Source organism: Halomonas sp. BDJS001 (assembly GCF_026104355.1).
GTDB lineage: Bacteria > Pseudomonadota > Gammaproteobacteria > Pseudomonadales > Halomonadaceae > Vreelandella.
Window position 1 is genome coordinate 4,391,131 of sequence record NZ_CP110535.1, and the last position, 24,228, is coordinate 4,415,358.

Annotated in this window: 22 protein-coding genes; 10 read left to right on the forward strand and 12 right to left on the reverse strand. The window is 55.4% G+C overall.

Features of this window, described 5'->3' with window-relative positions:
• Window positions 1-21: 21 nt before the first annotated feature.
• Entirely contained in the window at window positions 22-822 is an 801-nt protein-coding gene (locus OM794_RS20390) for a citryl-CoA lyase (RefSeq protein WP_226246635.1), read from the reverse strand.
• 176 nt (window positions 823-998) lie between these two features.
• Between OM794_RS20390 and OM794_RS20395 the strand changes: the two genes are divergently transcribed.
• Entirely contained in the window at window positions 999-1,886 is an 888-nt protein-coding gene (locus OM794_RS20395; protein ID WP_226246634.1) for a LysR substrate-binding domain-containing protein, read from the forward strand.
• Between the two features lie 26 nt (window positions 1,887-1,912).
• On the opposite strand, the gene folE2 is transcribed toward OM794_RS20395, so the two are convergent.
• From folE2 to OM794_RS20410, 3 genes are all read right to left on the reverse strand, one after another.
• Complete coding sequence (gene folE2, locus OM794_RS20400; RefSeq protein WP_226246633.1) at window positions 1,913-2,815, reverse strand: GTP cyclohydrolase FolE2; 903 nt, start codon at window positions 2,813-2,815, stop codon at window positions 1,913-1,915.
• Between the two features lie 61 nt (window positions 2,816-2,876).
• Window positions 2,877-3,710, reverse strand: coding sequence for a metal ABC transporter permease (locus OM794_RS20405; RefSeq protein ID WP_226246632.1), 834 nt, complete (start codon window positions 3,708-3,710; stop codon window positions 2,877-2,879).
• Entirely contained in the window at window positions 3,700-4,446 is a 747-nt protein-coding gene (locus OM794_RS20410) for a metal ABC transporter ATP-binding protein (protein ID WP_226246631.1), read from the reverse strand. Before OM794_RS20410 ends, OM794_RS20405 begins: the two co-directional genes overlap by 11 nt.
• Window positions 4,447-4,554: 108 nt before the next feature.
• Between OM794_RS20410 and OM794_RS20415 the strand changes: the two genes are divergently transcribed.
• Window positions 4,555-5,637: a zinc ABC transporter substrate-binding protein gene (locus tag OM794_RS20415; RefSeq protein WP_226246630.1), complete on the forward strand. Its 1,083-nt coding sequence runs from the start codon at window positions 4,555-4,557 to the stop codon at window positions 5,635-5,637.
• On the opposite strand, the gene OM794_RS20420 is transcribed toward OM794_RS20415, so the two are convergent.
• Window positions 5,634-6,266, reverse strand: coding sequence for a hypothetical protein (locus OM794_RS20420; RefSeq protein WP_226246629.1), 633 nt, complete (start codon window positions 6,264-6,266; stop codon window positions 5,634-5,636). The genes OM794_RS20415 and OM794_RS20420 overlap by 4 nt on opposite strands.
• A gap of 191 nt (window positions 6,267-6,457) precedes the next feature.
• Window positions 6,458-7,855, reverse strand: a complete 1,398-nt coding sequence (locus OM794_RS20425) for a PLP-dependent aminotransferase family protein (RefSeq protein WP_022521499.1) — start codon at window positions 7,853-7,855, stop codon at window positions 6,458-6,460.
• 359 nt (window positions 7,856-8,214) lie between these two features.
• Here OM794_RS20425 and OM794_RS20430 point away from each other — a divergent pair, with 359 nt between their 5' ends.
• The 7 genes from OM794_RS20430 to OM794_RS20460 are packed head-to-tail and all read left to right on the forward strand — an operon-like array spanning window position 8,215 to window position 14,043.
• Window positions 8,215-8,697, forward strand: coding sequence for an MSMEG_0572/Sll0783 family nitrogen starvation response protein (locus OM794_RS20430; protein WP_226246626.1), 483 nt, complete (start codon window positions 8,215-8,217; stop codon window positions 8,695-8,697).
• 14 nt (window positions 8,698-8,711) lie between these two features.
• On the forward strand, window positions 8,712-9,704 hold the full coding sequence (locus OM794_RS20435; protein ID WP_226246625.1) for a Nit6803 family nitrilase: 993 nt from the start codon (window positions 8,712-8,714) through the stop codon (window positions 9,702-9,704).
• Window positions 9,697-10,791, forward strand: a complete 1,095-nt coding sequence (locus OM794_RS20440; protein WP_226246624.1) for an MSMEG_0568 family radical SAM protein — start codon at window positions 9,697-9,699, stop codon at window positions 10,789-10,791. The genes OM794_RS20435 and OM794_RS20440 overlap by 8 nt, the downstream gene beginning before the upstream one ends.
• A gap of 33 nt (window positions 10,792-10,824) precedes the next feature.
• On the forward strand, window positions 10,825-11,433 hold the full coding sequence (locus OM794_RS20445; RefSeq protein WP_138801201.1) for an MSMEG_0567/Sll0786 family nitrogen starvation N-acetyltransferase: 609 nt from the start codon (window positions 10,825-10,827) through the stop codon (window positions 11,431-11,433).
• The gene (locus OM794_RS20450) at window positions 11,430-12,431 is read left to right on the forward strand and encodes a sll0787 family AIR synthase-like protein (protein WP_226246623.1); all 1,002 of its coding nucleotides are present in this window, start codon (window positions 11,430-11,432) and stop codon (window positions 12,429-12,431) included. The genes OM794_RS20445 and OM794_RS20450 overlap by 4 nt, the downstream gene beginning before the upstream one ends.
• A gap of 2 nt (window positions 12,432-12,433) precedes the next feature.
• The gene (locus OM794_RS20455) at window positions 12,434-12,718 is read left to right on the forward strand and encodes an MSMEG_0570 family nitrogen starvation response protein (protein WP_226246622.1); all 285 of its coding nucleotides are present in this window, start codon (window positions 12,434-12,436) and stop codon (window positions 12,716-12,718) included.
• 41 nt (window positions 12,719-12,759) lie between these two features.
• Complete coding sequence (locus OM794_RS20460) at window positions 12,760-14,043, forward strand: MSMEG_0569 family flavin-dependent oxidoreductase (protein WP_226246621.1); 1,284 nt, start codon at window positions 12,760-12,762, stop codon at window positions 14,041-14,043.
• A gap of 104 nt (window positions 14,044-14,147) precedes the next feature.
• Here the strand turns inward: OM794_RS20460 and ccoG are convergent, their stop codons facing one another.
• Complete coding sequence (ccoG, locus tag OM794_RS20465) at window positions 14,148-15,596, reverse strand: cytochrome c oxidase accessory protein CcoG (RefSeq protein WP_226246620.1); 1,449 nt, start codon at window positions 15,594-15,596, stop codon at window positions 14,148-14,150.
• Between the two features lie 341 nt (window positions 15,597-15,937).
• Between ccoG and mapR the strand changes: the two genes are divergently transcribed.
• Window positions 15,938-17,347: a GntR family transcriptional regulator MpaR gene (gene mapR / locus OM794_RS20470; protein WP_226247024.1), complete on the forward strand. Its 1,410-nt coding sequence runs from the start codon at window positions 15,938-15,940 to the stop codon at window positions 17,345-17,347.
• A gap of 242 nt (window positions 17,348-17,589) precedes the next feature.
• Here mapR and OM794_RS20475 read toward each other — a convergent pair whose 3' ends face one another.
• From OM794_RS20475 to OM794_RS20495, 5 genes are all read right to left on the reverse strand, one after another.
• Complete coding sequence (locus tag OM794_RS20475; RefSeq protein ID WP_226246619.1) at window positions 17,590-18,972, reverse strand: L-serine ammonia-lyase; 1,383 nt, start codon at window positions 18,970-18,972, stop codon at window positions 17,590-17,592.
• Window positions 18,973-19,255: 283 nt separating this feature from the next.
• Window positions 19,256-20,122 carry a formyltetrahydrofolate deformylase gene (gene purU / locus OM794_RS20480; RefSeq protein WP_088699585.1) on the reverse strand — a complete coding sequence of 289 codons (867 nt, stop codon included), beginning with the start codon at window positions 20,120-20,122 and terminating at the stop codon, window positions 19,256-19,258.
• 71 nt (window positions 20,123-20,193) lie between these two features.
• Complete coding sequence (locus OM794_RS20485) at window positions 20,194-20,826, reverse strand: sarcosine oxidase subunit gamma (protein ID WP_226246618.1); 633 nt, start codon at window positions 20,824-20,826, stop codon at window positions 20,194-20,196.
• Window positions 20,819-23,869 carry a sarcosine oxidase subunit alpha family protein gene (locus OM794_RS20490; protein WP_226246617.1) on the reverse strand — a complete coding sequence of 1,017 codons (3,051 nt, stop codon included), beginning with the start codon at window positions 23,867-23,869 and terminating at the stop codon, window positions 20,819-20,821. Before OM794_RS20490 ends, OM794_RS20485 begins: the two co-directional genes overlap by 8 nt.
• The gene (locus OM794_RS20495) at window positions 23,866-24,207 is read right to left on the reverse strand and encodes a sarcosine oxidase subunit delta (protein WP_022521483.1); all 342 of its coding nucleotides are present in this window, start codon (window positions 24,205-24,207) and stop codon (window positions 23,866-23,868) included. Before OM794_RS20495 ends, OM794_RS20490 begins: the two co-directional genes overlap by 4 nt.
• Window positions 24,208-24,228 lie beyond the last annotated feature (21 nt).

Sequence of the window (24,228 nt, forward strand, 5' to 3'; positions counted from 1 at the left end):
TCGTTGCCTCAGGTCGCTGACTTAACGCTTGTAACCGGGCGGAAAGTCGCCGGTGTATTCCAGGTGCTGTGTGGCTTGGTAAGAGAGAGCAAATCCGCACGGCTGTTCGGACTCTTCAAGCATGTGCGCGATCAGGCTGGCCGTACGCGCCAGAATTGGTATGCCCCTCAGCGCATTTAATGGGAACCCTGCACCAAGCAATACCGCGGGTATGGCGGCAGACACATTGAGCTTCAGGTCTTTACCGATGATCTCGGGAATGACGGCCTCAACCGCATCGGCAATTTCCACGAAGCGCAGATCGGCACCGGCTTCACGTGCAACCCTGAACAGCGCTTCGACGCGCGGGTCACGCGCTTTGTGCAACGGATGTCCGTACCCTGGAATCGGCTTGCGTTCATGACGCATGGCCGTAACTGCATCAAAAGCGGCCTGCTTGACAGACTTGCCTTCATCGACCTGACGGGCAATATCATCAAATAACACCCCGGCGTTTTGAGACGCCCCCAAGATGACCGAGCCACACCCTAAGATGCCTGCCGCCACTGCACCTTGCAGTGCTTCAGGGGCAGCAGCGTAGGTCATACGCGATGCCTGCACGCTAGGTACTAAACCGTGCTCAGCAATGGCTACCAGAGTGGCGTCCAACACCCTGCGGCGGGTCTCATTGGCAGGTTGACCGGTAAGTAGCAGCAAAAAGTAGTCAGAGAAGGAGGTTTGCCCAATCAGTTCCTGGCAAAGATCCTTGCCTCTCACCACTATAGCGTCGGCATCCGACGTGCTGATGGCTGTTTTTGGTATTGTTTCGCGCCCTATCTTCATATGCCGCTCCGCTAATCAGGAGAGAGGATAACGTCAAGGTGACGGTCACACTCATCGGGAAAATTACTTGCTGCAAATGAATATAGAAGCGATAAATAATGAATAAAAATGATTAATTCACATAAAAACAATCGACACCATCGATCATAATAGCCATTTTGCAGGGAGGTCATGCCATGGAACTGCGCCATATGCGCTACTTTATCGCCATTGTTGAAACGCTTAACTTCACCCGCGCCGCCCAGCGCGTACACGTCACCCAATCGACGCTATCGCATCAAATTCGTCAGTTAGAAGAGGAGTTAGGCCAGCGGCTATTTGAACGAGTGGGCAAAAAAGTGATACTCACCGAAGCTGGACGGAGCCTGCTTGAGCACGTAGTACCCATCCTTAGACAGGTTGATCAAGCCATTGGGGCAATGAAGGCAACACCGGACGATTTATATGGAGAACTGCATATTGCGGCGACCCATAGCTTTAATGTTCAGCTTATCCCGCTGTGCCTCTCAATATTTTTACAACGGCTGCCAAATTTAAAAGTGGCTGTGGAAGAGCTCGCTGGAGATCAAATCAGTGAGCGTTTAATGAGTGGCGATTTAGACATGGGTATTTCCTACCGTCCGGCAATACCCCGTGGTTTACGCTTTGAACCGCTTTACAATGAGGAGCTCAAACTTATTGTGGCTAGCAATCACCCGCTTGCAAAGCGTAAGAGGCTGCGCATGGTCGAGCTCAATGGCCAACGCATGACATTATTGTCGCCGCATTTCTCAACACGTCAAATGCTGGACGAGTGTTTCGAAGCAGCTGGAGCTCGCCCCCAAATTGTCGCCGAGCTTAACGCTATCTCACCTATGATTGAGCTCGTCAGACGCACGGATCTGTGCAGTATCGTGTCAGAAAATGCCTTAGCAAACGAACCAGGCGTTAAGGCAATTCCGCTTGAAAGCCCAACGCCAGTGCGCACCCCCGGTTTGTTATGGCCACCACAGTCTGAGCGTCCTGCTGCTAGCCGCTTTATGGCTGAGATAATTCGCGACATTGTTAGACAAGGAATCGCGTAAAATTAGCTCCAGGTTGCTTTGTTAGCTCACCAATTCCACTCACTGCACGCCACCGCATTGTGGGCGTGCAGGCTCTCGGCATGCACCACCTTGAGCTGAAAACCGGTGACACCCGGTGCTTGTCGCAGGGCTTTATCTACCCGCCTTGCCGCGTCTTCACAGAACATCAGGTTTTGCCCGTTGGCGAGGGCAAACGCCTGCTCGTCAATGCGCTTCACGGCGGTTTGCAGTGCAGTACCTAGCGCCTTTTCGATACGATCAATCGAACTCTCCAACCAATCTGCAATGGGCAGTTCATCGTTTTCACCCTCGGCTAAACGCAGCGAACACTCGACAAAGCTGCGCTGGCTGTGGGGCGTGGCTAATATGCCCTCTTCGCTGCCCAGCCATGCCGATACCGCCGATTGGGTTAGCGGGATTTCTGAAAAGTCTTCTTCAAAGGCTTGCTGAATAGACTGCCGCGCCAACGCCGCCGAGCAGGGGCAGGTGGACGAGTAGCCCACTGTAAGGTCGAGTCCAGCCTGAAAGCCAGCGGGCGTTAATTGGCAGCGCAAGGTGAAGAGATAACTTTTCCACCCGGCTAAAGGGCTGATCAAGGCTTGCCGCTTAAGCGGAAGCTCGCCTTCGATGCTGAGATAAGCATGCTGCGATAAGCCATCTTGGCTGGTTAAAAATGCATTCAATATGTCCTTAACCGCTTGAAGTGTCAGCGGTGCTTCTTCAAGCGGTGCCAGCGCCAAATACAGCCGGGACATATGGATTCCCCGTGCATCAGCGTCATCCAGGCTGACCCCTGCGTTGAGTTTGGCCGTCACACTGCGACTGCCTAGGCGGATGGGGAGTGCGATGCCCTCCATGCCCACCCAGGTCAAAGCGGCCGGAGAGCGGGCGGTTTGGCTGGCTACATCAGGCAGGGTTAAAACAGTCATTTCGTTACCTCTTGGAATAGACGTGAAGCGGTGAGCGAACGCAGCCCTTGCAACCACCGCGCTATTTACAGGAATGACAGGATCCGGGCTGGAGGAGCTGACGCAATAAGCGCCAGCCTTGGGTCACAACCGTGGCCAGGGTGAAGAGCACAGCGGCGAGCGTGACAATCGTCGGGCCGGTCGGAGTGTCCATCACATAAGCGGTTCTCAGCCCTGCCGTCACCGCCAGTATGGCAATCCCCGCGGCCAGAACCGCCATCGCTTCTGGCGTACGGCAAAAAGGCCGGGCGGTGGCCGCTGGGATGATCAACAAGGCGGCTATCAGCAGCACGCCCACTACTTTCAGCGCCACGGCGACGACCACCGCGAGTGCCAGGGTGAGTACCAGCTGTTCGCGCCGTGGGTGGATGCCGCTGGCATAAGCAAGCTCGTCGCTCAACGTGGCGGTCAATAACGATGACCAGCGCCAGAAAAGCAGCATCAGAACCAGCGCCACACCGCCGCCGATGATCCAGATATCCGTTTTCCCAACGGCCAGAATATCGCCAAACAGATAGGCACTCAGGTCGATGCGCACCCCGGCAAGAAACGACACCGCCACCAGGCCGATGGCCAGAGCCGAGTGCGCCATTACCCCGAGCAAGGTATCCATGGCATAGCCACGCCCACTGAGCATTGACACACAGCTTGCCATCACAAGGGCGACCGTCAGTACGCCTAAGAAGATGGAGACGTCCAATAACAGCGCTAACGCCACGCCCAGAATGGCGGCGTGGGCGGTCGCATCGCCGAAGTAGGCCATACGCCGCCACACCACGAAACACCCCAACGGGGCGGCGGCCATGGCCACTAATACACCGGCGATCATCGCCCGCCACATAAAATCATCCAGCATTGGCGGCCTCCTCATGCTGATGGTGGCGGTAGAGGGCTAAGGTCTGGGCGGTCTGATCGCCAAACAGCGCCTGATAGTCCGGCGATGAGGCCACCTGCTCGGGCTTGCCCTCGCAACAGATAACACGATTCAGGCACAGCACATGATCGGCGGTACGCATCACGACGTGGAGGTCGTGACTGACCATCAGTACAGCGCAGCCGTAGCTGCGGCGCACGCTTTCGATATGCTGGTAGAACTCAGCGGTACCCCGGTGATCAAGCCCTTGTGTCGCTTCATCGAGAATCAGAATATCGGGTTTTGCCAGCAGCGCCCGGGCCAGCAACACGCGCTGAAACTGCCCCCCCGAAAGTTCGCTCATAGCCGCATTGATCAAAGCCTCGGCACCAGCATCTTCCAGCGCCTTTTGTACATTGCGATTCGGGTTACGACGCGGCAAGTTGATAAAACGCTTAACCGTCATGGGCAGGGTGGAACCCAGGTGCAGCCGTTGGGGCACATAACCGATACGCTGCTGCGGGGCGATAGTCACCTGGCCCGACGTGGGCCTTACTGCCCCGATCAGCGTTTTCACCAGCGTGGATTTCCCCGAGCCGTTGGGGCCAATCAGCGTCACCACCTGCTCTCGATATAAGTCGAGATTGATGTTCTCAAGAACCTGCTGTCCACCGAAGCGAACGCTCAGTTGGCGCACGCTCAGAATCGCATCGCTATCAGGAGGGTAAGCAAGTCGCATGGTTAACATTCACTCTTGACCAACTTGTTATGTTATAACATATAAGATAAATATAGGCGAGCCTTGGCTCACTATTGCGTTTAACAGCCACTCTTTCAGGAGAACCCCATGAACAACCGTTTAGCCCGTTTATCATGGCCGCTACTGGCGGCTTTCCCCCTTGTTGCCGCCGCAGACGTGCCGCGTGTTGCGGTGGATATTCCGCCCGTCTATTCGCTTGTCGCCAAGGTGATGGGGGAGCGCGGCGATCCTCGGCTGTTTATTCAGCCCGGCGCGTCACCCCACGGCTATTCGCTACGGCCTTCTGAAGCAAAATCCCTTGATGATGCGGATCTGGTGATATGGGTAAGCGACGCGCTCACCCCCTGGCTATCAGGGCCTATTGAGAACCTGGCGGGAGATGCACACCATCTCGAGCTAATGGATGTGCCTGGCATTACCACATTGGAATACCGCGAAGGCGCGACCTTTGCGCTCAACGATGGGGATGAACACGGTCACGGGCACCATGATCATGGCCACGACCACGACCACGACCACGACCACGACCACGACCACGACCATCATGAGCATGCTCATGGCGATCATGAACACCACCATCATGAAGACAGCCATGACGAAAGTGGGCACAATCATGACCTTCGCGATCACCATGGCCATGATCACAGCCATACCGGCATGAACCCTCATGCCTGGCTGGATCCTGACAATGCACGCCGTTGGCTGGATGCCATCGCCGAGCAACTAAGTGAGATCAACCCTGACAACGCCGCGTTCTATCGCGACAACGCCGCCCAGGGGAAAGAGGAGCTAACCAGCCTTCAGGAACACATTCAGGATCGTTTAGCCAACAGCGCCGACACACGCTTTATTGTCTTCCATGATGCTTATCAGTATTTCGAGGAAGCCTTTAACGTGCATGCAGCAGGCTCCATTTCCATCGGCGATGCATCGTCACCCAGCCCGGCACGTATCGAGACACTGCAAACGCTGGTGAATGACGAAAATATCCAGTGCGTGTTCAGTGAACCCCAGTTCAATCCGCAGATGGTCAATAATGTCTTTGGGGATACGACGGCTTATATCGGCGTTATGGATCCCTTGGGTGTGGGTCTGACGCTGGATGCTGGCCTTTACGATGCGCTACTGGAACAGCTGGCTAATGAGATTGCACGCTGCACTGACGGCTAAACAGCTTTTTTCTTAAACAGCTTGCCGAGTTGATAGAGGTCGTGCATATATCTATCAAACTTCGTAATAAGCAGTGACGCAAAGATAAAGGCATAAATCAGCAGCATGACTGCCATGGGGTCGTTTAACCAAACCAGCCAAGGCGTCGAGACTGGATAACCCAGCGTATAAACACTCATGGCAGCCAGTAGCTGAACCAAGAAACAGTTCAAAATAACCAGTGTAATCAACGCTGCGCGTATATTGGTACGCGGCAGCGTTGTTTTCCAAAAGGGCAAGTGGCGCACTTTTACGCTGTTTATAGACGCACCGCTATTATTTGCACAGCTATCGTCGTTAAAACGCAACCGCGCTTTACGCCGCAACAAAGGGATCGCGTAGACTCCTTTCTCCTCTTCAGCAAAAGCCTTTAGTGCGATATCCCGATCGAGCTGAGGGCTCAAAGTATTGGCTGCCGCTTGATCAAAATCTGACCGGGCATGGGTTTGCGTGGCGGTTTTGGCTTGTTCAGAAAGCGCTTGTAAGCTGCTTTTATCAGCCTTCGACAACTTCTTATCGTTGCCGACGTTGATGTTGTAATGAATTTCATACACCTGATACAGAGCAGCGGTCACGCCCACAAAAATCATCAAAAAGACAATATATATCAACATATTAATAGACACCTTTTAAATGAAAACGCACCTGTTCAAGCGAAAACTTTGTGAGCCTTCAAACTAACTTGATGACTATGCCTGCACACCGTTCATCTGTATAGGCTCAGAGAGCTGCTAAAAAGGCGGGTCAGATCAAAACTTACCCGATAACGCCTAAATTAGGATCACATCGTCAAAGATGACAGATATGCAGGCTGGTCGATGATATCCGCCACATAATGCAGCCTTTCCTCCCAGTCCTCTCTTGTCAGTTGACCTCCGAAGCACAAGCGCAGAGCTTCAGGGGGATGGTTGTCGGTACTAAAAGCAGCGCTGGCAACCGCACTAACGCCATGTGAACGTAATTGCACCGCCAGCTCTGAAGGGTTCCAGCCAGAGTGTTTGGGCAGCTTAAGCCATAGGTGGAAAGCACCTTTGGCAGACACGATGCGCTGACGTCCCAGAATCTTCTCGGCTATTTCAAGGCGGGCAATGGCCTCGATACGGATCGCTTTAAGCATGGCATCTGCCGTCCCATCGGTTATCCACTCAGTGACCAGGGCGTCAATCAGCGGGCTGGACATCACCGAGGTGGCTCGAAGCGCGCCAGCGGTTCTCTGCGCCTGTCGCTTGGTGGGGGCGTGTAGGAATCCTGATCGCAAACCGGGGCCAAAACACTTGGCAGTCCCCGTCAGATAGTAAGTGAGCTCAGGGGCCAAGTTAGCAATAGGGACGATCTTCTCTTCGCTGAGCATGGTGTAAGCATCATCTTCAATAATCGGGATGCTATAGCGCAAGGCAACATCGGCCAAAGCTTCACGACGCCCCAAGGGAATAGTCGTCGTCGTGGGGTTTTGGATGGTGGGATTAATATACAAAACGGCCACTTGACCCTGCTTACAGATATCCTCGAAGGAGCGAACAAGAGGGCCATCGGAGTCACGCTCCAATGAATGCAGGGTCAGCCCGAGCTGGGCCGCAATAGCCTTTAGGCCGGGGTAGACCAGGCTTTCGACACAGATTAGCTGACCTGGGGCTACCAACTGCATCAGTAGCCCAACCAGGCCGCTGTGAATACCGGGGCATATCAAGACCTGTTCCAGTGTCGTGTTGTCCAGCCGCCGATCCAGCCATTGGAGCGCAGCCACACGGTCATGATGGCTGCCACCAAAGGTTTGATAACGCAGCAATGAGTAAAGATCACGCTGGGCCAACACCGAGATAGCGCTATCGCGTACTCGTTCAATCAACGTCGGTATAGCGGGCTCAATCATTAGGTTCATGGTCATCTCATAACCACTGCTCGGCTTCACTGACACTGCCTTACCTTTAATAAAAGTGCCCGAGCCCGGATGCGAGTCAATCAAGCCTCGCAGCTTAGCTTCGTTATAGGCACGCGCCGCGGTCGTGTAATTGATACTCAAAGCCCCCGCCAGTTCTCTCAGCGGGGGCAGTCGCTCGCGGGGCTGCAGCCGACCACTACCGATATCTTCAGCAATCAATTCAGCGACCAGACGATAAGCTGGCTGGCTGACCTCCTTGTCTAAACGTTTTCGCCAGCGTTCCAGCTCAGATGTATGCATATCTTCCCCGTCGTTAAATAAACATTGTTACCTACTCTTCTTATCGACCAAAACTTATCACTGATGGGCTAAATATTGCACAAATAAAAAATTGATTGCATATGTACTTAATGGTGCAAAACACACTTTTATTGCACAAATAAGGTGAAAAACACAGTTTTTTTGAAATATTAGCCTTTTATTATTTTTTTAGCCTAAAAATTTGGTCAATTTTTAGGCTTAGAGCGACCTACATGATCGACAATTGATTGGATCAATAAGCATATCAATTGGCACGTCGATTGCTCCGTATTGATCGTACCGCTTGTGTAAGCACGGCGGTTAACGACTCTCCCACTCGCAATAAACGGAGCTTAGACATGCCTACAGTGACGCAACCACTCAACAAGAAAGGCGATTTTCTGGTCGACTACGAAGAGAAGGTTTTTGAAGACGTAAAAGCGAAACCAGGCGAAAAAGCCCTGGTAACTTTTCATACGGTTGCCTTTGAGGGGTTGATCGGCTTCGTGAATATGCTGCAAGCAACGCGTTTGCTGCGTAAAGGCTTTGAAACCTCCATCTTACTTTATGGCCCTGGCGTCACTTTGGGTGTCCAGCGTGGCTTCCCGACCCTGGGCGATGAAGCGTTTCCCGGCCACATGAATTTCAACAATCAGTTGACCAAGTTTATGGCCGAGGGAGGCAAGGTCTACGCCTGCCGCTTTGCTCTTCAAGCACTCTATGGTCATGGCGAACCGTCACTCATTGAGGGCATCCGCGCGATCAATCCACTGGATGTGCTTGACCTCAAGCTGCTTCACGTGCGCGACAATGCACTGATCATCGATACCTGGACGGTCTAAGGGGAGCAGCGGTCATGGCACAAGCAAACATGACAGGAACGACCATAGTGCGGGCCGCTGCCGCTCAGCTTTCTCCCGATCTTGAGAGTGTTGGCGGCACGCTGATCAAGGTACTGGATGCAATCGACGAAGCGGCCAGCAAGGGGGCTGAGCTGATCGTGTTCCCCGAAACCTTCGTTCCCTACTATCCGTACTTTTCATTTGTCTACCCCGCCGTGGCCTGTGGCGCCGAGCACTTACGGCTGTATGAACAGGCCGTGGTGGTACCAGGCCCGATCACTGATGCTGTCGCTGAGCGCGCTCGCACCCTGAGCATCGTCGTCGTGCTTGGCGTTAATGAGCGTGATCATGGCACCCTCTACAATACTCAACTGATCTTTGATAGCGACGGGCGTCTGTTGCTGAAACGCCGAAAGCTCACGCCGACCTACCACGAACGCATGATTTGGGGCCAGGGCGATGCCTCGGGCTTGAAGGTAGTGGATAGCGCCGTGGGCCGTATTGGCGCCCTGGCCTGCTGGGAGCACTACAATCCGTTGGCACGTTATGCCCTGATGACCCAGCACGAGCAGATCCACTGCAGCCAGTTTCCTGGCTCGCTGGTCGGCCCAGTCTTTGCGGATCAAATTGAGGTAACCATCCGTCATCACGCCCTTGAAGCGGGCTGTTTCGTGGTTAACGCCACCGGCTGGCTAACCGACTCCCAAATCGAATCCATTACCCCCGACACCACGCTACAACGTGCTCTGCGTGATGGCTGTAACACCGCCATTATCTCGCCAGAAGGTAAGCACTTGGCCGAGCCGCTGCGCAAAGGAGAAGGCATCGTTATTGCCGACCTGGATTTCGCCCTGATTACCAAGCGTAAGAGAATGATGGATTCGGTGGGCCACTATGCGCGCCCTGAACTGTTGAGCTTAGCCATTAACGATATGCCCGCCCACTGCTGCCAGCCACTGGCCACTTCCGCTCAGGGCCATAATGCCCAAGGAGATGAAGATGAGTAAGCTCGCCGATCGCTCACGCTTGTTCACCGAACTTCAAACCCATGGCGTACGCCTGCAGGATGCATCACAAGAGCATGTCAGCCGACGGGGCGGCGCTGGCCCTTCTGACCATCAGGCAATAACCATCGATGGAATCACTATGATGGTGCCCGTCTATACCCAGTCGGCATGGCGTTCACCGTTTAGCGTAGTGTCAGGTGATGAAGGGCATAGGCTGACTGAAAACACGATTCCTATGGCCGATATTACCTTTGCAGATACGCCCCACTTCTACGACCTGCAAACCGCTGACGGCGTCCCCTACACGCATATCGCCACCTTGCATAGCCGCGATGTACTGGCCACGACGGTACTGCAAACATGCATCCGCTATGAGAGCAGGCGCAAAGCCTGCAAATTCTGCTCGATTGGTCAATCACTCCAAGCCGGGCGCACCATTGCGCATAAATCCCCAGACCAACTGGCCGAGGTGGCTAAGGCCGCTGTCGAGCTCGACGGTGTCAAACATATGGTCATGACTACCGGAACACCAGCCACGCCTGACCGAGGAGCCAGCGTCCTTTGCGAAAGTGCCAGGGCCATCAAAGCGGCCGTGGATCTTCCGCTGCAAGGGCAGTGCGAACCACCGAAGGATCCCGTTTGGTATGCCCGCATGAAGGAAGCTGGCATTGACAGCCTGGGCATGCATCTCGAAGTGGTCACACCTTCGCTAAGAAAAACGCTAATGCCAGGCAAGGCCGAGGTTGGCATCGAAGAGTATATGCAGGCGTTTCGCGATGCTATTGACGTCTTTGGCCGCGGGCAAGTCAGCACTTATATTCTTGCCGGGCTCGGGGATACCCGCGAGGCCATTCTGGAAACCTGCCAACACCTAACCGAAATCGGCGTTTATCCCTTTGTAGTGCCGTTCGTGCCGATTAACGGCACGCCATTAGAAGATCATAAGCCGCCCAGCGCCGACTTTATGGAGTCGATCCTGGCGCCGTTGGGCAGACGTCTCAAGCTCGCAGCGTTGCGCTCTAGCGATATCAAAGCGGGCTGCGGGCGTTGCGGTGCCTGTTCAACGTTGTCTGAGTACGAGCGCTAACAGCACGCGAAACGCTTAATAGAGGAGTGCCCGATGATGTCAACATCCGACGCCTATTCGGCCTATTCCAACTACCGGATCAAGTGGGCGAGCCTGCCTTGGGAAACCGATGAAGCAATGGCATTGCGGCGGCGCGTTTTCTGCGATGAGCAGGCAATATTTGATCAGGACGACCGAGATGCCATCGATGACTCAGCCCACCTACTCGTCGCTTTAGGGTGCACAGGAGGATGGTATGAGCAAGTGGTGGGGACAGTGCGTATTCACGAATCAGAACCTGGACTCTGGCATGGTTCGCGTCTTGCTGTTGACCCAGCCTTCCGCGCCCAAGGCCGCCTAGGCTCCACGCTGATTCGGCTGGCCGTCTCCAGCGCTCATGCATTGGGCTGCCAACGCTTTTTGGCCCGGGTACAGGCCCAGAATGAGGCTCTTTTTCAACAGCTGCACTGGCGAAGCATTGGCAAGGAGCTAATCCTTGATCGACCTCATGTGGTAATGGAGGCCGACCTTACCCACTACCCCCCTTGCCACTCTCCTCTTAGCGGCTTTGTTGTGCCTGGGCGTCAACGCCAACCTCTCGCTGAGCTGGCGCCTGGGCTGCTTAAGATCCTTTCAGCCCCCGCACTGAGACAAGCATCATGAGCCAAAAGCAACGACTCGACCTAACAGAACTGCTCCAGAAAGTGCACGATTATAGTGGTCTTGCCCATAAGGCCGATATCGCGCGGATCGCTCCCAACCTGACAGCACTGCCCGATGGCTGGCATCCCAACGGCGACGATACCGCGGCCATTCCCAGCGGCGAAAGCTACACACTGTTGGCGATGGAAGGGCTACTTACCGCCTTCGTCGCCGAGGATCCTTGGTTTGCTGGCTGGTGTTCGGTGATGGTTAACGTCAGTGATATCGCCGCAATGGGCGGGCGGCCCCAGGCAATCGTCAATGCTCTATGGAGCCATGACCCAGCAAGCGCTGAACTAATTGCCAAAGGCATGCGTGAGGCCGCCGACACCTTCCGCATTCCCATCGTCGGTGGCCACACCAACCTTCGCTCCAATCAGCCGCAATTGGCGGTCGGCATCCTGGGTCGAGCCCAATGCCTGCTGAGCAGTTTTGCGGCGCGGCCTGGGCAGCTATTAGTGGCGGCTATCGACCTGCGCGGCGCCTATCAAGCGCCCTATCTGAATTGGAACGCGGCCACAACGGCGCCCGCTGAGCGTTTGCGTGGCGACATCGAACTACTTCCCTGTATTGCTGAAGCGGGCTTGGCTATCGCCGCTAAAGATATTAGTCAGGCCGGTCTCCTCGGTACCACCTTAATGCTCATGGAGAGCGCTGATGTAGGCGTGAGTATTAACCTTGACGCTATCCCGAAACCCGAGAAAGTCACTTGGGAGGACTGGTTATGCACCTTCCCTAGCTTCGGTTACCTGCTCACCACGGATAATGAGCACCTCCCCATGCTGCTGGAGCGCTTCCGTGCCCGTGGCATCGCCGCCGCGCAGATCGGCGAGATCGCTTCCTCTCCGCAGCTCTGGGTAGAAACCGACAATGATCGCCAGTTGTTCCATGACCTTGCAACCACTCCATTAACCGGGCTGAGTCGCCCCCAAATGCCCATTCCCCAACAGGAGCTTTGAGCATGCCAGCCATACACTTCCACGTTCGCTGGCCAGATGGCAGCGAAGACCAGTGTTACTCACCCTCTACCGTCGTAAAGGAGTACTTCCAGGTCGGCGAGCGTCTCAGCGTCGATGCTTTTGTGGAGCGCGCCAACACAGCCTTAGAGGCGGCCAGCCAGCGCGTCGAACAAAAATTCGGTTTCTTCTGCTCCAGTGCCATGGATCAGTCGACGGTCATCAAGGCCAAAGCCCAGCAGTTTGGCAATAGTCCGCAGGGCATGGTCGAAATTATCCGCATCGACTAACTCACCAAACATTTCTTGAACCGTTGCAAAGAGAGAGTGCTATGAAAGATCTACGTCAACACTACTCAGTGCTTATCATCGGCGGTGGTCAGGCCGGTCTCTCGGTCAGCCATTACCTTCAAGCCCAGGCGATCGATCACCTCGTTATTGAGAAACATAGCTTGATGCATAGTTGGCAGTCCGCACGATGGGACTCCTTCACCTTGGTAACGCCAAATTGGCAATGTCAGCTACCTGACCATCCCTATGACGGGGATGACCCCAAAGGATTTATGAAGCGTGACGAGGTGGTCGCCTACCTTGACCGCTTTGCCACCAAGGTTCAGCCTCCCGCTCTCGAAGGCGTTGCCGTTAATCGCGTCAGTCTGAATAGCAACGGGAAATACGAAGTGAAGAGTTCCGCGGGTGAGTTTAGCGCGGATCAGATCGTGGTGGCCTCCGGCGGTTATCATCTCCCTATCATTCCACGTATGGCAGAGCGATTGCCCGATCGGTTGTTCCAGCTACATTCGGCGGAATACCGAAGCCCTGAACAATTACCCGAGGGGTCGGTATTGGTGGTGGGCTCCGGCCAGTCTGGCGCCCAGATTGCCGAAGACCTGCACATTGCTGGGCGAAAAGTCTTCCTCGCCACTGGTGATGCCCCACGCGTGGCGCGTCAATATCGCGGCAAAGATGTTGTCGAATGGCTTGATGAAATGGGCTACTACGAGATGTCGGTCGATCAGCACCCATTACGTGAGGGAGTAAGAGATAACACCAACCACTATGTTACAGGGCGTGACGGGGGCCGGGAGATCGACCTGCGTAAGTTCGCTCTCGAAGGTATGGAGCTATTCGGGCTATTAGAAGAGTACCGCAATGGGGACTTTATCTTTCGCGATAATTTGCAAGCCAACCTTGATCATGCCGACAGTGTTTATTGCAATATCAATCAGCGAATTGATGCCTATATCGCATCCCAGGGTATCGAGGCCCCACCAGCGCCCGAGTACACGCCGTGCTGGGAACCGACCCAAGAGCGTTCCGCGCTAAATCTGGTCGACGCAGGGATTAGCGCCGTTATCTGGTGCATCGGCTTTCGCCCTGACTTTCACTGGCTTGATGCTTCGGTATTCAATGGTCAGGGCCATCCTATACACAAACGCGGTGTCACCCAACAGCCCGGCCTCTACTTTATTGGCCTGCCATGGCTGCATACCTGGGGCTCTGGGAGGTTCTCTGGGGTGGCGGCTGACGCTGAATACTTGGTTGAACGCATCAAAGCTTATCAGCGACAACAGGATGCGGCGTTACAACTGCTCTCGGAGCAAGTGTTAGCCTGACGCGGTTCACACTAGCCATTGGGTTGCTATCAGAGGGTTACTGCATCGTTACCCGCTTTGATCGCAGGTTTTTTCGCTTGTTAGATCGTGGCTACCCATACCCACTACTCCCCTGAAGGCCCCAGGAAACGTGTTTCACTGACCTTCGTTATTGAAGGGTCATCTAAGGCGATAAAGTGCAGTTCGATAGGATGGCTAGGCTGCGTTAGGTCATTCGCATCGGCGGTGAGTGCTAGACGTAGGCTGCGTGTTTCAAACGCCGCCACCTCTAAGATATCCACCCCCTGCAGACGAAGCCCTGGCAACCCCGCGGCTGATACCGCGTAATGATGGGTTTGGCCATCTTGATTGCGCAGCGTCACGTTGTAGTAATTGATAATGCGACCCTCTGCCGTGCTTTCAAACAATGCCTGACGGTCGCGTGCAATATCGACATCAAGGGGCACACGGGCATTCAAGAAGCCAATGAGCAACACCACCATGGCGAGTAGCGCCGCTGCATAGGCAAATAACTGAGGACGCCAAAAGCGGGTCGTTTTACCTGCCAACGCGCGCTCGGTGGTGTAACGAATCAGACCAAGCGGTTTATTGATCCGCGCCATCACGCTATCGCAAGCATCGATACAGGCCGCGCAACCAATACACTCGTACTGCAGCCCATCGCGAATATCGATGCCGGTAGGGCACACCTGAACACAGAGTTCACAGTCGATACAGTCACCGGTTCGCGTTGCCTCAATGCTCTTTTGAGAATGGTGGCGGCGCGGCTCACCGCGGGCAGCGTCGTAGGAAACAATCAGCGTATTGGCGTCGAACATCGCCGACTGAAAGCGCGCATAAGGGCACATATGCAGGCATACCTGATGGCGGAGCCAACCGGCATTCAAGTAGGTAAACAAAGTAAAAAAACCGATCCAGAAGAGTGCCAAGGGGTGCGCGTCCAGACTGACGACATCCACCAATAATGCCCTGATTGGCGTGAAGTAACCGACAAAGGCCACTCCTGTAGCCACCGCAATCAGCAGCCAAGCTGCATGTTTGGTGATTTTTCGCCATAGCGTATCGAACTTGCGTGGCGCTTGGTCGCGGCGTATGCGACGGTGGCGTGGCCCCTCTAAGCGATGCTCAAACCAGATAAATAGAAACGTCCACACGCTTTGCGGGCAGCTGTAGCCACACCACACGCGCCCAGCGACCACCGTGATCAAAAACAGTCCAAAGGCGCAGAGCACCAGGATCCAGGTGAGCAAGATAAAGTCTTGGGGATAAAACGTCGCCGCAAACAGGTGGAACTCCTGGGCAGAGAGATCAAACCACACCAGCGGTCGGTCGCCCCAATTGACCCACGGCAAACCGAAATAGAGCGCCATCAGCAGCCAGTTTGAGTGGCGTCGGATACGCTGAAAAAAGCCGCCTATTTCGCGCACATAAATATGCCCCAGCTTCGGTGGCTTGCTGCTGGGAGACTTAGCACTAGGCGTCTTAGGTGGGGGCGTATGGTGTTCAACCGCTGCCTCAGTGGTCAGGTCTTGCAGTGGGATGCGTTGCGTCATACCGATATCCAGAAAAGAGGGAGTAGAGGTCTATACGGTCGAGGGGCGTCGCTAAGTAGGTGATCATGCTTTTTTAAGAGAGCGACTGATTTAGGCGCTACTATGCCTAGTGAGCAGAATCACAAACAGGCGCAGTTTTAGAAAAATAAGCCGTATCAGATCTCCCCCTATGACTCATACCCTGACTTTCTGATATGCTTTTTATTACTCTATTTGATTCTGTTTTACCTCCCTCATATAACCCACAGTGACGCTTTCCAACACCAGAGAGCCGCACCGTGTCAGCTAACAATATGTGTGAGCACACCGACGTTCCACTTAACGCACCGACGGTTTATCCCATGAAACGCTACGAACAGTTTGCCGATGAGATAGCCACACTGATTCGTCAGGGCGTACTTGGCCCTGGGGAGCGTATTCCTTCGGTGCGTCAGGCTAGCCGTCATCATGGCATTAGCCCCTCCACGGTGTTTCAGGCTTACTACTTACTGGAAAACCAAGGACTTATCACTGCACGGGCGCGCTCGGGGTATTTTGTTCGTGAACACGCCCGGCGCTTGCTGGACGAGCCGCGCGTGCCACTGCAGCCCACCGACCCGGCAGAGGTAGAAGTCAGCGAGCTGGTGTTCTCGGTGCTTGGCTCGCTTCAGGATGACCGCACGGTGCCCTTCGGATCGGCGTTCCCCAGCCCCGAGCTGTTTCCGCTTTCTCGCCTGGCTACTAGCATGACACGGGGGTTACGCGAGCTTTCGCCCCAACAGGTGGTGGCCGACATGACCACCGGGCATACCGACCTGTGTCGACAGATTGCGCTGCGCTACATGCTGGGCGGCATTCAACTGCCGATGGAAGAGCTGGTGATTACCAATGGTGCAATGGAGGGACTTAATCTAGCGCTGCAGAGTGTTACCCAGCCGGGCGACCTGGTGGCAATTGAGTCACCGGCATTTTATGCCAGCCTGCAGGTATTGGAGCGACTAAAACTTCGCGCCGTGGAGATTCCGGTTCACCCACGGGAGGGAATCGACCTTGAAGTATTGGCAGAGCGACTAGAGACACTGCCCATCAAAGCCTGCTGGTTTATGAGCCATTTACAGAACCCAATCGGCGCCAGCCTGAGCAGAGAGCGCAAACAAGACCTCTATCAGCTGCTAAAACAGCACCAAGTGCCGATGCTAGAGGATGATGTATATGCCGAGCTGTACTTTGGCAGCACCCCACCCGCCCCCGTAAAAAACTTCGATGATGAGGGGTTGGTCATTCACTGCAGCTCCTTCTCAAAGTGCTTGGCGCCGGGCTACCGGGTCGGTTGGGTAGCGGGCGGCCGCTATGCACAGGCCATCTCGCGGCTAAAACTGATGACCACCATCTCACCTTCCGTACCCGCCCAAGCAGCCATTGCTGACTATTTGCAGCACGGCGGTTATGACCGCCACTTACGCAAGCTCCGCCATGCCCTGGAAGCCCAACAAGGCAGCATGCTGGCGGCGGCGGATCGCTACTTTCCTGCCAACACCCGCATCACTCGCCCTGCGGGCGGCTATTTCCTATGGGTGGAGTTTCCTGAAGAAGTGGATTCGCTGCGGCTATTTAATACCGCGCTCGACCACGGCGTCAGCTTAGCGCCAGGCCCGATTTTTTCGGCGACCCAACAGTTTCGCCACTGTGTGCGGCTGAGCTATGGCCATCCATGGACGCAAACCAGCGAGCGCGGCATGGAAACCTTGGGCAGGTTATTAAGCCTTTTTTAGCGAAGATCGCCGACGCTGTCTCCAGGCAACTGATATGGTTATTTAGTTAAAGACTGAGCCTGTTATGCAACACAGCAATCACTAGACTGTTCCGATGAAGCCACACAGCTGCTATACCAGTCCGCAAAAGCGTTAAGAGAGTGGCTGTCATCGGAGGAATGCACCTATCGCCTAAATAGAAAACGCCGGACTCCTGCCTCAGCGGAGATCCGGCGTTTTTAACTAATCAAGCAGGTGCTTTTTTAACACTCAATGGCATTCACGGCTAAGCCACCTTTAGACGTCTCTTTGTACTTATCCAGCATATCTCGGCCTGTATCGCGCATGGTGCGAATCACTTTATCCAACGAGATAAAGTGCGTGCCATCGCCGCGCAGTGCCATTTGAGCGGCATTGATGGCTTTTACCGTTGCAATGGCATTGCGCTCAATACAAGGGACTTGCACCAACCCACCAACAGGGTCGCAGGTTAATCCTAAATTGTGCTCCAAGCCGATTTCGGCCGCATGCTCGACTTGTTCGGGCGTTCCTCCCATTACATCAGCCAAGCCAGCGGCAGCCATGGCACAAGCCGACCCGACCTCCCCCTGGCAGCCCACTTCGGCGCCGGAGATTGAGGCATTTTTCTTACAGAGGATGCCTATGGCGCCTGCCGCCAGCAAAAAATCCACCACGTTTTTCTCACAGGCGTTGGGCTGAAACTTCATATAGTAGTGCAAGACGGCGGGGATGATACCTGCAGCACCGTTGGTGGGCGCCGTGACCATACGCCCGCCTGCGGCGTTCTCTTCGTTGACGGCAAGGGCAAAGATATTCACCCACTCCATCGCTGAGAACGTCGAGGCTATCAGGCACTCATTCTGCTCGGCCGCTTGAAGGCGTTGATGAAGCAGCTTAGCCCGGCGTTTAACTTTCAACCCGCCCGGCAGTATCCCTTCGTGAGTTAATCCATTGTCGATGCATTCACACATCACTTGCCAGATACGCCACAGTTCGTTTCTGACCTCCTCCTCCGTCCGCCAGACTTTCTCATTCTCCAGCATCAACTGGCTGACACTAAGCTGCTCTTTTTTACATAGCGCCAAGAGCTGGTCAGCGGTGTCAAAGTTGTAAGGAAGGGTAACGCCACCCAAATCATCCAGCGGCATATCCACCTGGGACTGTTCAACCACAAAGCCGCCGCCCACCGAGTAGTAGGTATTCTCATACACCAAGTCGCCCTGGTGGGAAAAAGCTGCCAGCTTCATGGCATTAGGGTGGTGCGGCAAGCTCTCTTCATGAAAATAGAGGTCACTCTCCCACACAAATGTCACTGCTTTTAGGCGACCAAGCTGTAATGAGTGGCTCTCTTTAAGCGCCTGAATGGCTGGCTCAATAATTGAGGGATCGATTGTGCTAGGGCGTTCACCCATCAAGCCCATAATAATCGCGTAATCTGTGGCGTGGCCTACCCCAGTCGCTGATAGCGAACCATATAGATGCACCTCAAGGTGCTCCACTTCATTGAGCAGGCTGTTTTCGCGCAGGGTGGTGACATACTTAAAAGCCGCCTGCATGGGCCCAACGGTATGGGAGCTGGAGGGGCCTACTCCAATCTTAAAAAGGTCGAAAACACTGATAGGCATTGGAGCACCTCTTGACGTATAAACAGGGGAAAATCAGGCGGCGCCTGAAAGTTTTAATAAGTTATTGATGTGGCAAAAAAATAAAACGAAGCTATCTTTTATTGATGATTTTTTATATTTATAAAATGATACTTTTAGGCACGACTTATCAAAAATAACAAAGGGTTACGCATCGCTCTAAAAAAAGCTTAGCAACGACAGCAACCCGATTATAAAAGTGCGCCCAAACTGTTGGCGATTATTAACAACAGCATTAGATAAAAAGTATTAATTACAAAAACGACTAGTTACCAAACACCACCGTACGCCCTGAATAAAAGAACACACGGCGTTCCAAGTGATAGCTAATCGCTCTAGCCAGGGTTAAGCACTCGATATCACGCCCCTTGGCAACCAGATCCTCTGGGTAGTGGGTGTGATCCACTGGCTCGACCCCTTGGGCAATAATAGGCCCTTCATCAAGGTCATTATTAATGTAGTGGGCCGTTGCGCCGACTAGTTTAACCCCTTTCTCATAGGCCTGATGATAAGGCTTAGCGCCTTTAAAACCGGGCAGCAGCGAGTGGTGAATATTGATGGCCCGGCCGGCTAACAGCTCACACATAGAGGGCGAAAGCACCTGCATATACCTTGCCAGCACCACCAATTCAGCGTCGGTATCCGCGATGATTTCGCGTATCTGCGCTTCCTGCTGCAATTTCGTCTCGGGCGTGATCGGCAGGTAGTGGTAGGGCAAATCGTGCCATGCTGCCAACGGCTCCAGATCAGGATGATTGGAAATCACCGCCTTGATATCCAGCGGAAGCTGGCCCGTCCGATAACGGTAGAGAAGATCATTCAAGCAGTGATCGGCCTTGGAGACCATAATCACGGTGCCGGTGCGTTTGCCAGGGGCCGTCAATTCGAACTGCATATCGAATTCGTTGGCTCTTGCTGCAAAATCGGCCTGAAAGCGCTCTTCATGAAACTCATCTTGTTCTGGGCGAAACTCGGCGCGAATGAAAAAGCGCCCGCCCAGTCGATCATCGAAAGAGTTGAGTTCGGTGATATAGCACTGCTGCTCTTTCAAGAAGCGTGTGACGACGTCCACCGTTCCCAAGCGACTCGGGCATTGGGCGGCAAGTATCCAGGTATCACTCATTCGGCTCATAGTGCATCTCTAGTAGCGGCAGATCATCGCGAAAGATCGTAGCGGCCGAAACAGTGTTCCGGCCTGCCAGCTTATTGTTCTACGTTAACGCCGTACTCTGAACCGGCATCCAGTAACCAGCGATAGCAGTAGTCGGCAAAGCTGCGCCGTACCACTAGCTCCCAGCGCTCTTCACTAGGGCGACGAAGGATAGTGGTCGCCTTGGCAAAAACGGTAGTGACGCCTTTCCCCACTGGGAAATTACTGGGGTGAACATCGTAGATCACCGTTTTCATCAACAGCTCACGGGCTGCCTCGCCGGAAAGCTCCAGCACTGTTTGTCCACCACTAACGTCGCTAATGGCGAAGTGGGCATCTCCCAGACGCTCACGCAGCTGCGTCTCCAGTGGGAACTCTTCCCCACCGGGTACAATCACCAGCCACTCATCCGGGGAAAGCCACTGAATGGAGCGCTCGCCGCTGGCATCCAGCACCAGCGCCTGAGGTTTGCCAGGCAGGCTGACCCCCAGTACCTCGCGCACTGCCTCATCAAGCACGATGGCGCCACCACGCAGGATCAGATGCCCCTGCATTGCCCGCTCGCGTAGTTTAAGACGGTAACCGCTGCCCCGAGGAGCGCCACTGTGACGATAGCTATAAGCTAACGGGGACTCTACCGGGATCGCGGTATCAGTACGTGTGTCGAAAGTAGCCGCGTTAGACATGCTGGCGCTCTCCCTTGGGATCGTAGAAAACAGTGCTGACGATTTCAGCTTCATGGGTCTGGCCGTCTGCCATGGGCAGGTAAACCGTTTCACCCAATTTCTGATGGCCACCCTTAACCACCGCTAGCGCAAAGCCTGAATCCAGAATCGGGCTGTAGTAGCTGGAGGTAACATGCCCCACCATCGGCATGGGAATCGCATGCTTGGGATCAAGCACGATCTGGGCCCCCTCTTCGAGGATCACCTTCGGGTCTTTCGGCCTGAGCCCCACCAGCTGCTTGCGGTTCTCGCGCTTGGTATCACTGCGCGTCAGGGCACGCTTGCCAATCCATGAGTAGGGCTTGTCGTAGCCAACGCACCACTGCATCCCTAAGTCTTCCGGCGTAACGGAGCCGTCGGTTTCCTGACCCACGATGATGAAGCCCTTTTCAGCACGCAGAACGTGCATGGTTTCGGTGCCATAGGGCGTCAGGCCATACTTCTCGCCATGCTTGAACAGGGTCTGCCACACATGCATGGCGTAGTTTGCCTGAACGTTGATCTCGAAGGTCAGCTCGCCGGTAAAGGAGATGCGGAAGACTCGGGCAGGCACCCCCGCCACTTTCCCGGATCGCCAATCCATAAACTTAAAGCTATCGCGGTCAAGATTGATATCACTGATCTCAGCGAGCAGCTTGCGTGCTTCCGGGCCAGTGATGGTCATGGTGGCCCAGTGGTCAGTCACTGAAGAAAAGTAGACATCCAGTTCCGGCCACTCTGTCTGATGCCATAATTCCAACCATTCCAGGATCGCGGCAGCGCCACCGGTAGTGGTGGTCATCAAAAAGTGATTCTCGGCTAGACAACTGGTCACGCCGTCATCGGTGACCATGCCATCGTCTTTGCACATCAGGCCGTAGCGGCACTTGCCGACTGCCAACTTCTCCCACTTGTTGGTGTAGACCCGCGCCAGGAATTCACGCGCATCTGGCCCCTGGATATCGATCTTGCCAAGCGTTGAGGCATCGAGGATACCGACCTTCTCACGCACGGCCAGACACTCACGAGCCACTGCCTCGTGCATTGTCTCGGTCTTGCCATTCACCTTCTGTGGGTAGTACCAGGGACGCTTCCACTGACCAACGTCCTCGAACTCGGCGCCGCGCTCCACGTGCCACTGGTGCAGCGCGGTGTAGCGCTCGGGGTCGAACAACTCACGGCAGTGACGACCGACGATGGCGCCGAAAGTAACTGGGGTGTAGTTGGGACGGAACACCGTAGTGCCCACCTCAGGAATGGAGCGACCCAGGCAGCGGGCGGCAATTGCCATGCCGTTGATGTTGCCCAGCTTGCCCTGATCCGTACCGAAGCCCATCGCGGTATAGCGCTTGATGTGCTCGATGGACTCGAAGCCTTCCCGGGTCGCCAGCTCAATCCCCGCCGCGGTGACGTCGTTCTGCAGGTCGACGAATTGCTTGGGCCCGCGCAGCGTGGGCTTCTCATGGGGCACTTGGAAGAGGGCCACCGCTGGCCCCTGCTGAAGGCGCTCGGCGCTTGGCAGCGTCACCGTCTGAACGGCATGCCCCATGGCGGCCGCTGCCCTGATGCCAGCCTCGACACCTTCCGCCAGCACGTCACCCAGGGCATAGCAGCCGTTGGCACCGCCACAGGCCTGAACGCCCTTCACCAGCCCCGGCACGAAGCCAATAATATCGTCGCGCCAGGTAGGCCGCGCCCCGGTGTGGGAAGCCAGGTGAATCACAGGGCTGTAGCCGCCAGAGCTGGCGATGGTGTCACAAGCCAGTTCCTGAACCGAGCCGCTCACTTTGAACGCGTCAATATCGATCTTGGCGACTCGTGCCGCGGTGACCCGATTGCTACCCTTCGCCTCGATAACGGCGCTGCCGGTAATAATGTTGATGCCCTGGGCGCGGGCGGCATCGACCCAGTCGCCTGCCGGTGCCTCGCGGGCATCCACGATAGCGACGACCTCACAACCGGCCTCTTTCCAGTCCAGGGCAGCGCGGTAGCCATAGTCGTTACTGGTGGCGAGCACCAGTTTGCGGCCCGGCGCCACGCCATAGCGGCGAATGTAGGTCGACACAGCGCCAGCCAGCAGGTTGCCCGGCACGTCATTGCCCGCGTAGACCAGCGGACGCTCGTGGGCGCCCGTGGACAGGATCACCTGACCAGCGCGTACCCGGTGCAGACGTGCGCGTACCTGACGGTGGCCATTTTCCACCGGCGCCGTATCGCTTAGGTGCTCGGTACGCCGCTCGTGCAGCGTCACAAAATTGTGATCGTGATAGCCGTTGGCCGTAGTACGCGGCAGCAGCGTGACGTTCTCGCAGCTCGCCAACTCGTCCAGCACCCGGGCAACCCACTGATCCGCTGGCTTGCCTTCCAGGGTTTCGCGGCTGGCCAGCAGCGAGCCGCCCATCTCTTCCTGCTCGTCGGCAACGATCACCCGGGCGCCGCTGCGCGCGGCGGCCAGCGCTGCCGCAAGACCTGCGGCGCCTGCGCCGACAACCAGCACATCGCAGTGTTGATTGAAGTGATCATAGCTGTCCGGATCGGCTTCCATTGGGCTTCGGCCCAGACCTGCCGCCTTACGGATGTACTTCTCATAGGTCAGCCACATTGAGGCCGGCGCCATGAAGGTCTTGTAGTAGAAGCCCGGCGGCATAAACTGACCGCCCAGCTTGCCGAACAGCCCCATCAGGTCGCGCTGTACGTTCGGCCAGCCATTGGTGCTGCTGGCGGCCAGGCCATCATATAGCGCCTGCTGGGTGGCGCGCACGTTGGGCACCTGGGCCGCTTCACTGCTGCCTAGCTGTACGATGGCGTTGGGCTCCTCGGCACCCGCAGCGACAATGCCGCGGGGCCGCGAGTATTTAAAGCTGCGGTTAACGATATCCACACCGTTAGCCAGCAGCGCCGAAGCCAGGGTATCCCCAGGGTGCCCTTGGTAACGCTGGCCGTTAAAGGTAAAGCTCAACGTGCGGGAGCGATCGATACGGCCGCCCGTGTTAAGGCGGTACACTTGTTGCTTGGACTGACTCATGCCCGCACTCCTTCTTGTTGGCTTACCGCAGCGCCCTCGCGAGCCTGGCTCTGGCTGTCGGCGGTAATCGACGGCTGCTCGCCCATTTTGTAAGTCTCGAGAATTTCGTAGCTCACGGTGTGGCGCGTCACGTTGAAAAACTTGCGGCAACCCACCGCGTGCACCCACATTTCATGGTGAACACCACGGGGGTTGTCACGGAAGAACAGGTAGTCACCCCACTCTTCGTCACTACACGCCTCGGGCTCCTTGGGGCGCTCGATATGCGCCTGGCCCTTGGGGTGAAACTCCTCTTCCTCACGGTGTTCGCCGCAGTAGGGGCAGTAGATATAGAACATGCGGATATTCCTCTCGTATGA

What these genes read in the sequence shown, in the direction of transcription:
- OM794_RS20390 (WP_226246635.1), bottom strand. Translation starts at nt 822, where the DNA reads ATGAAGATAGGGCGCGAAACAATACCAAAAACAGCCATCAGCACGTCG.
- OM794_RS20395 (WP_226246634.1), top strand. Translation starts at nt 999, where the DNA reads ATGGAACTGCGCCATATGCGCTACTTTATCGCCATTGTTGAAACGCTT.
- folE2 (WP_226246633.1), bottom strand. Translation starts at nt 2,815, where the DNA reads ATGACTGTTTTAACCCTGCCTGATGTAGCCAGCCAAACCGCCCGCTCT.
- OM794_RS20405 (WP_226246632.1), bottom strand. Translation starts at nt 3,710, where the DNA reads ATGCTGGATGATTTTATGTGGCGGGCGATGATCGCCGGTGTATTAGTG.
- OM794_RS20410 (WP_226246631.1), bottom strand. Translation starts at nt 4,446, where the DNA reads ATGCGACTTGCTTACCCTCCTGATAGCGATGCGATTCTGAGCGTGCGC.
- OM794_RS20415 (WP_226246630.1), top strand. Translation starts at nt 4,555, where the DNA reads ATGAACAACCGTTTAGCCCGTTTATCATGGCCGCTACTGGCGGCTTTC.
- OM794_RS20420 (WP_226246629.1), bottom strand. Translation starts at nt 6,266, where the DNA reads ATGATTTTTGTGGGCGTGACCGCTGCTCTGTATCAGGTGTATGAAATT.
- OM794_RS20425 (WP_022521499.1), bottom strand. Translation starts at nt 7,855, where the DNA reads ATGCATACATCTGAGCTGGAACGCTGGCGAAAACGTTTAGACAAGGAG.
- OM794_RS20430 (WP_226246626.1), top strand. Translation starts at nt 8,215, where the DNA reads ATGCCTACAGTGACGCAACCACTCAACAAGAAAGGCGATTTTCTGGTC.
- OM794_RS20435 (WP_226246625.1), top strand. Translation starts at nt 8,712, where the DNA reads ATGGCACAAGCAAACATGACAGGAACGACCATAGTGCGGGCCGCTGCC.
- OM794_RS20440 (WP_226246624.1), top strand. Translation starts at nt 9,697, where the DNA reads ATGAGTAAGCTCGCCGATCGCTCACGCTTGTTCACCGAACTTCAAACC.
- OM794_RS20445 (WP_138801201.1), top strand. Translation starts at nt 10,825, where the DNA reads ATGATGTCAACATCCGACGCCTATTCGGCCTATTCCAACTACCGGATC.
- OM794_RS20450 (WP_226246623.1), top strand. Translation starts at nt 11,430, where the DNA reads ATGAGCCAAAAGCAACGACTCGACCTAACAGAACTGCTCCAGAAAGTG.
- OM794_RS20455 (WP_226246622.1), top strand. Translation starts at nt 12,434, where the DNA reads ATGCCAGCCATACACTTCCACGTTCGCTGGCCAGATGGCAGCGAAGAC.
- OM794_RS20460 (WP_226246621.1), top strand. Translation starts at nt 12,760, where the DNA reads ATGAAAGATCTACGTCAACACTACTCAGTGCTTATCATCGGCGGTGGT.
- ccoG (WP_226246620.1), bottom strand. Translation starts at nt 15,596, where the DNA reads ATGACGCAACGCATCCCACTGCAAGACCTGACCACTGAGGCAGCGGTT.
- mapR (WP_226247024.1), top strand. Translation starts at nt 15,938, where the DNA reads ATGAAACGCTACGAACAGTTTGCCGATGAGATAGCCACACTGATTCGT.
- OM794_RS20475 (WP_226246619.1), bottom strand. Translation starts at nt 18,972, where the DNA reads ATGCCTATCAGTGTTTTCGACCTTTTTAAGATTGGAGTAGGCCCCTCC.
- purU (WP_088699585.1), bottom strand. Translation starts at nt 20,122, where the DNA reads ATGAGCCGAATGAGTGATACCTGGATACTTGCCGCCCAATGCCCGAGT.
- OM794_RS20485 (WP_226246618.1), bottom strand. Translation starts at nt 20,826, where the DNA reads ATGTCTAACGCGGCTACTTTCGACACACGTACTGATACCGCGATCCCG.
- OM794_RS20490 (WP_226246617.1), bottom strand. Translation starts at nt 23,869, where the DNA reads ATGAGTCAGTCCAAGCAACAAGTGTACCGCCTTAACACGGGCGGCCGT.
- OM794_RS20495 (WP_022521483.1), bottom strand. Translation starts at nt 24,207, where the DNA reads ATGTTCTATATCTACTGCCCCTACTGCGGCGAACACCGTGAGGAAGAG.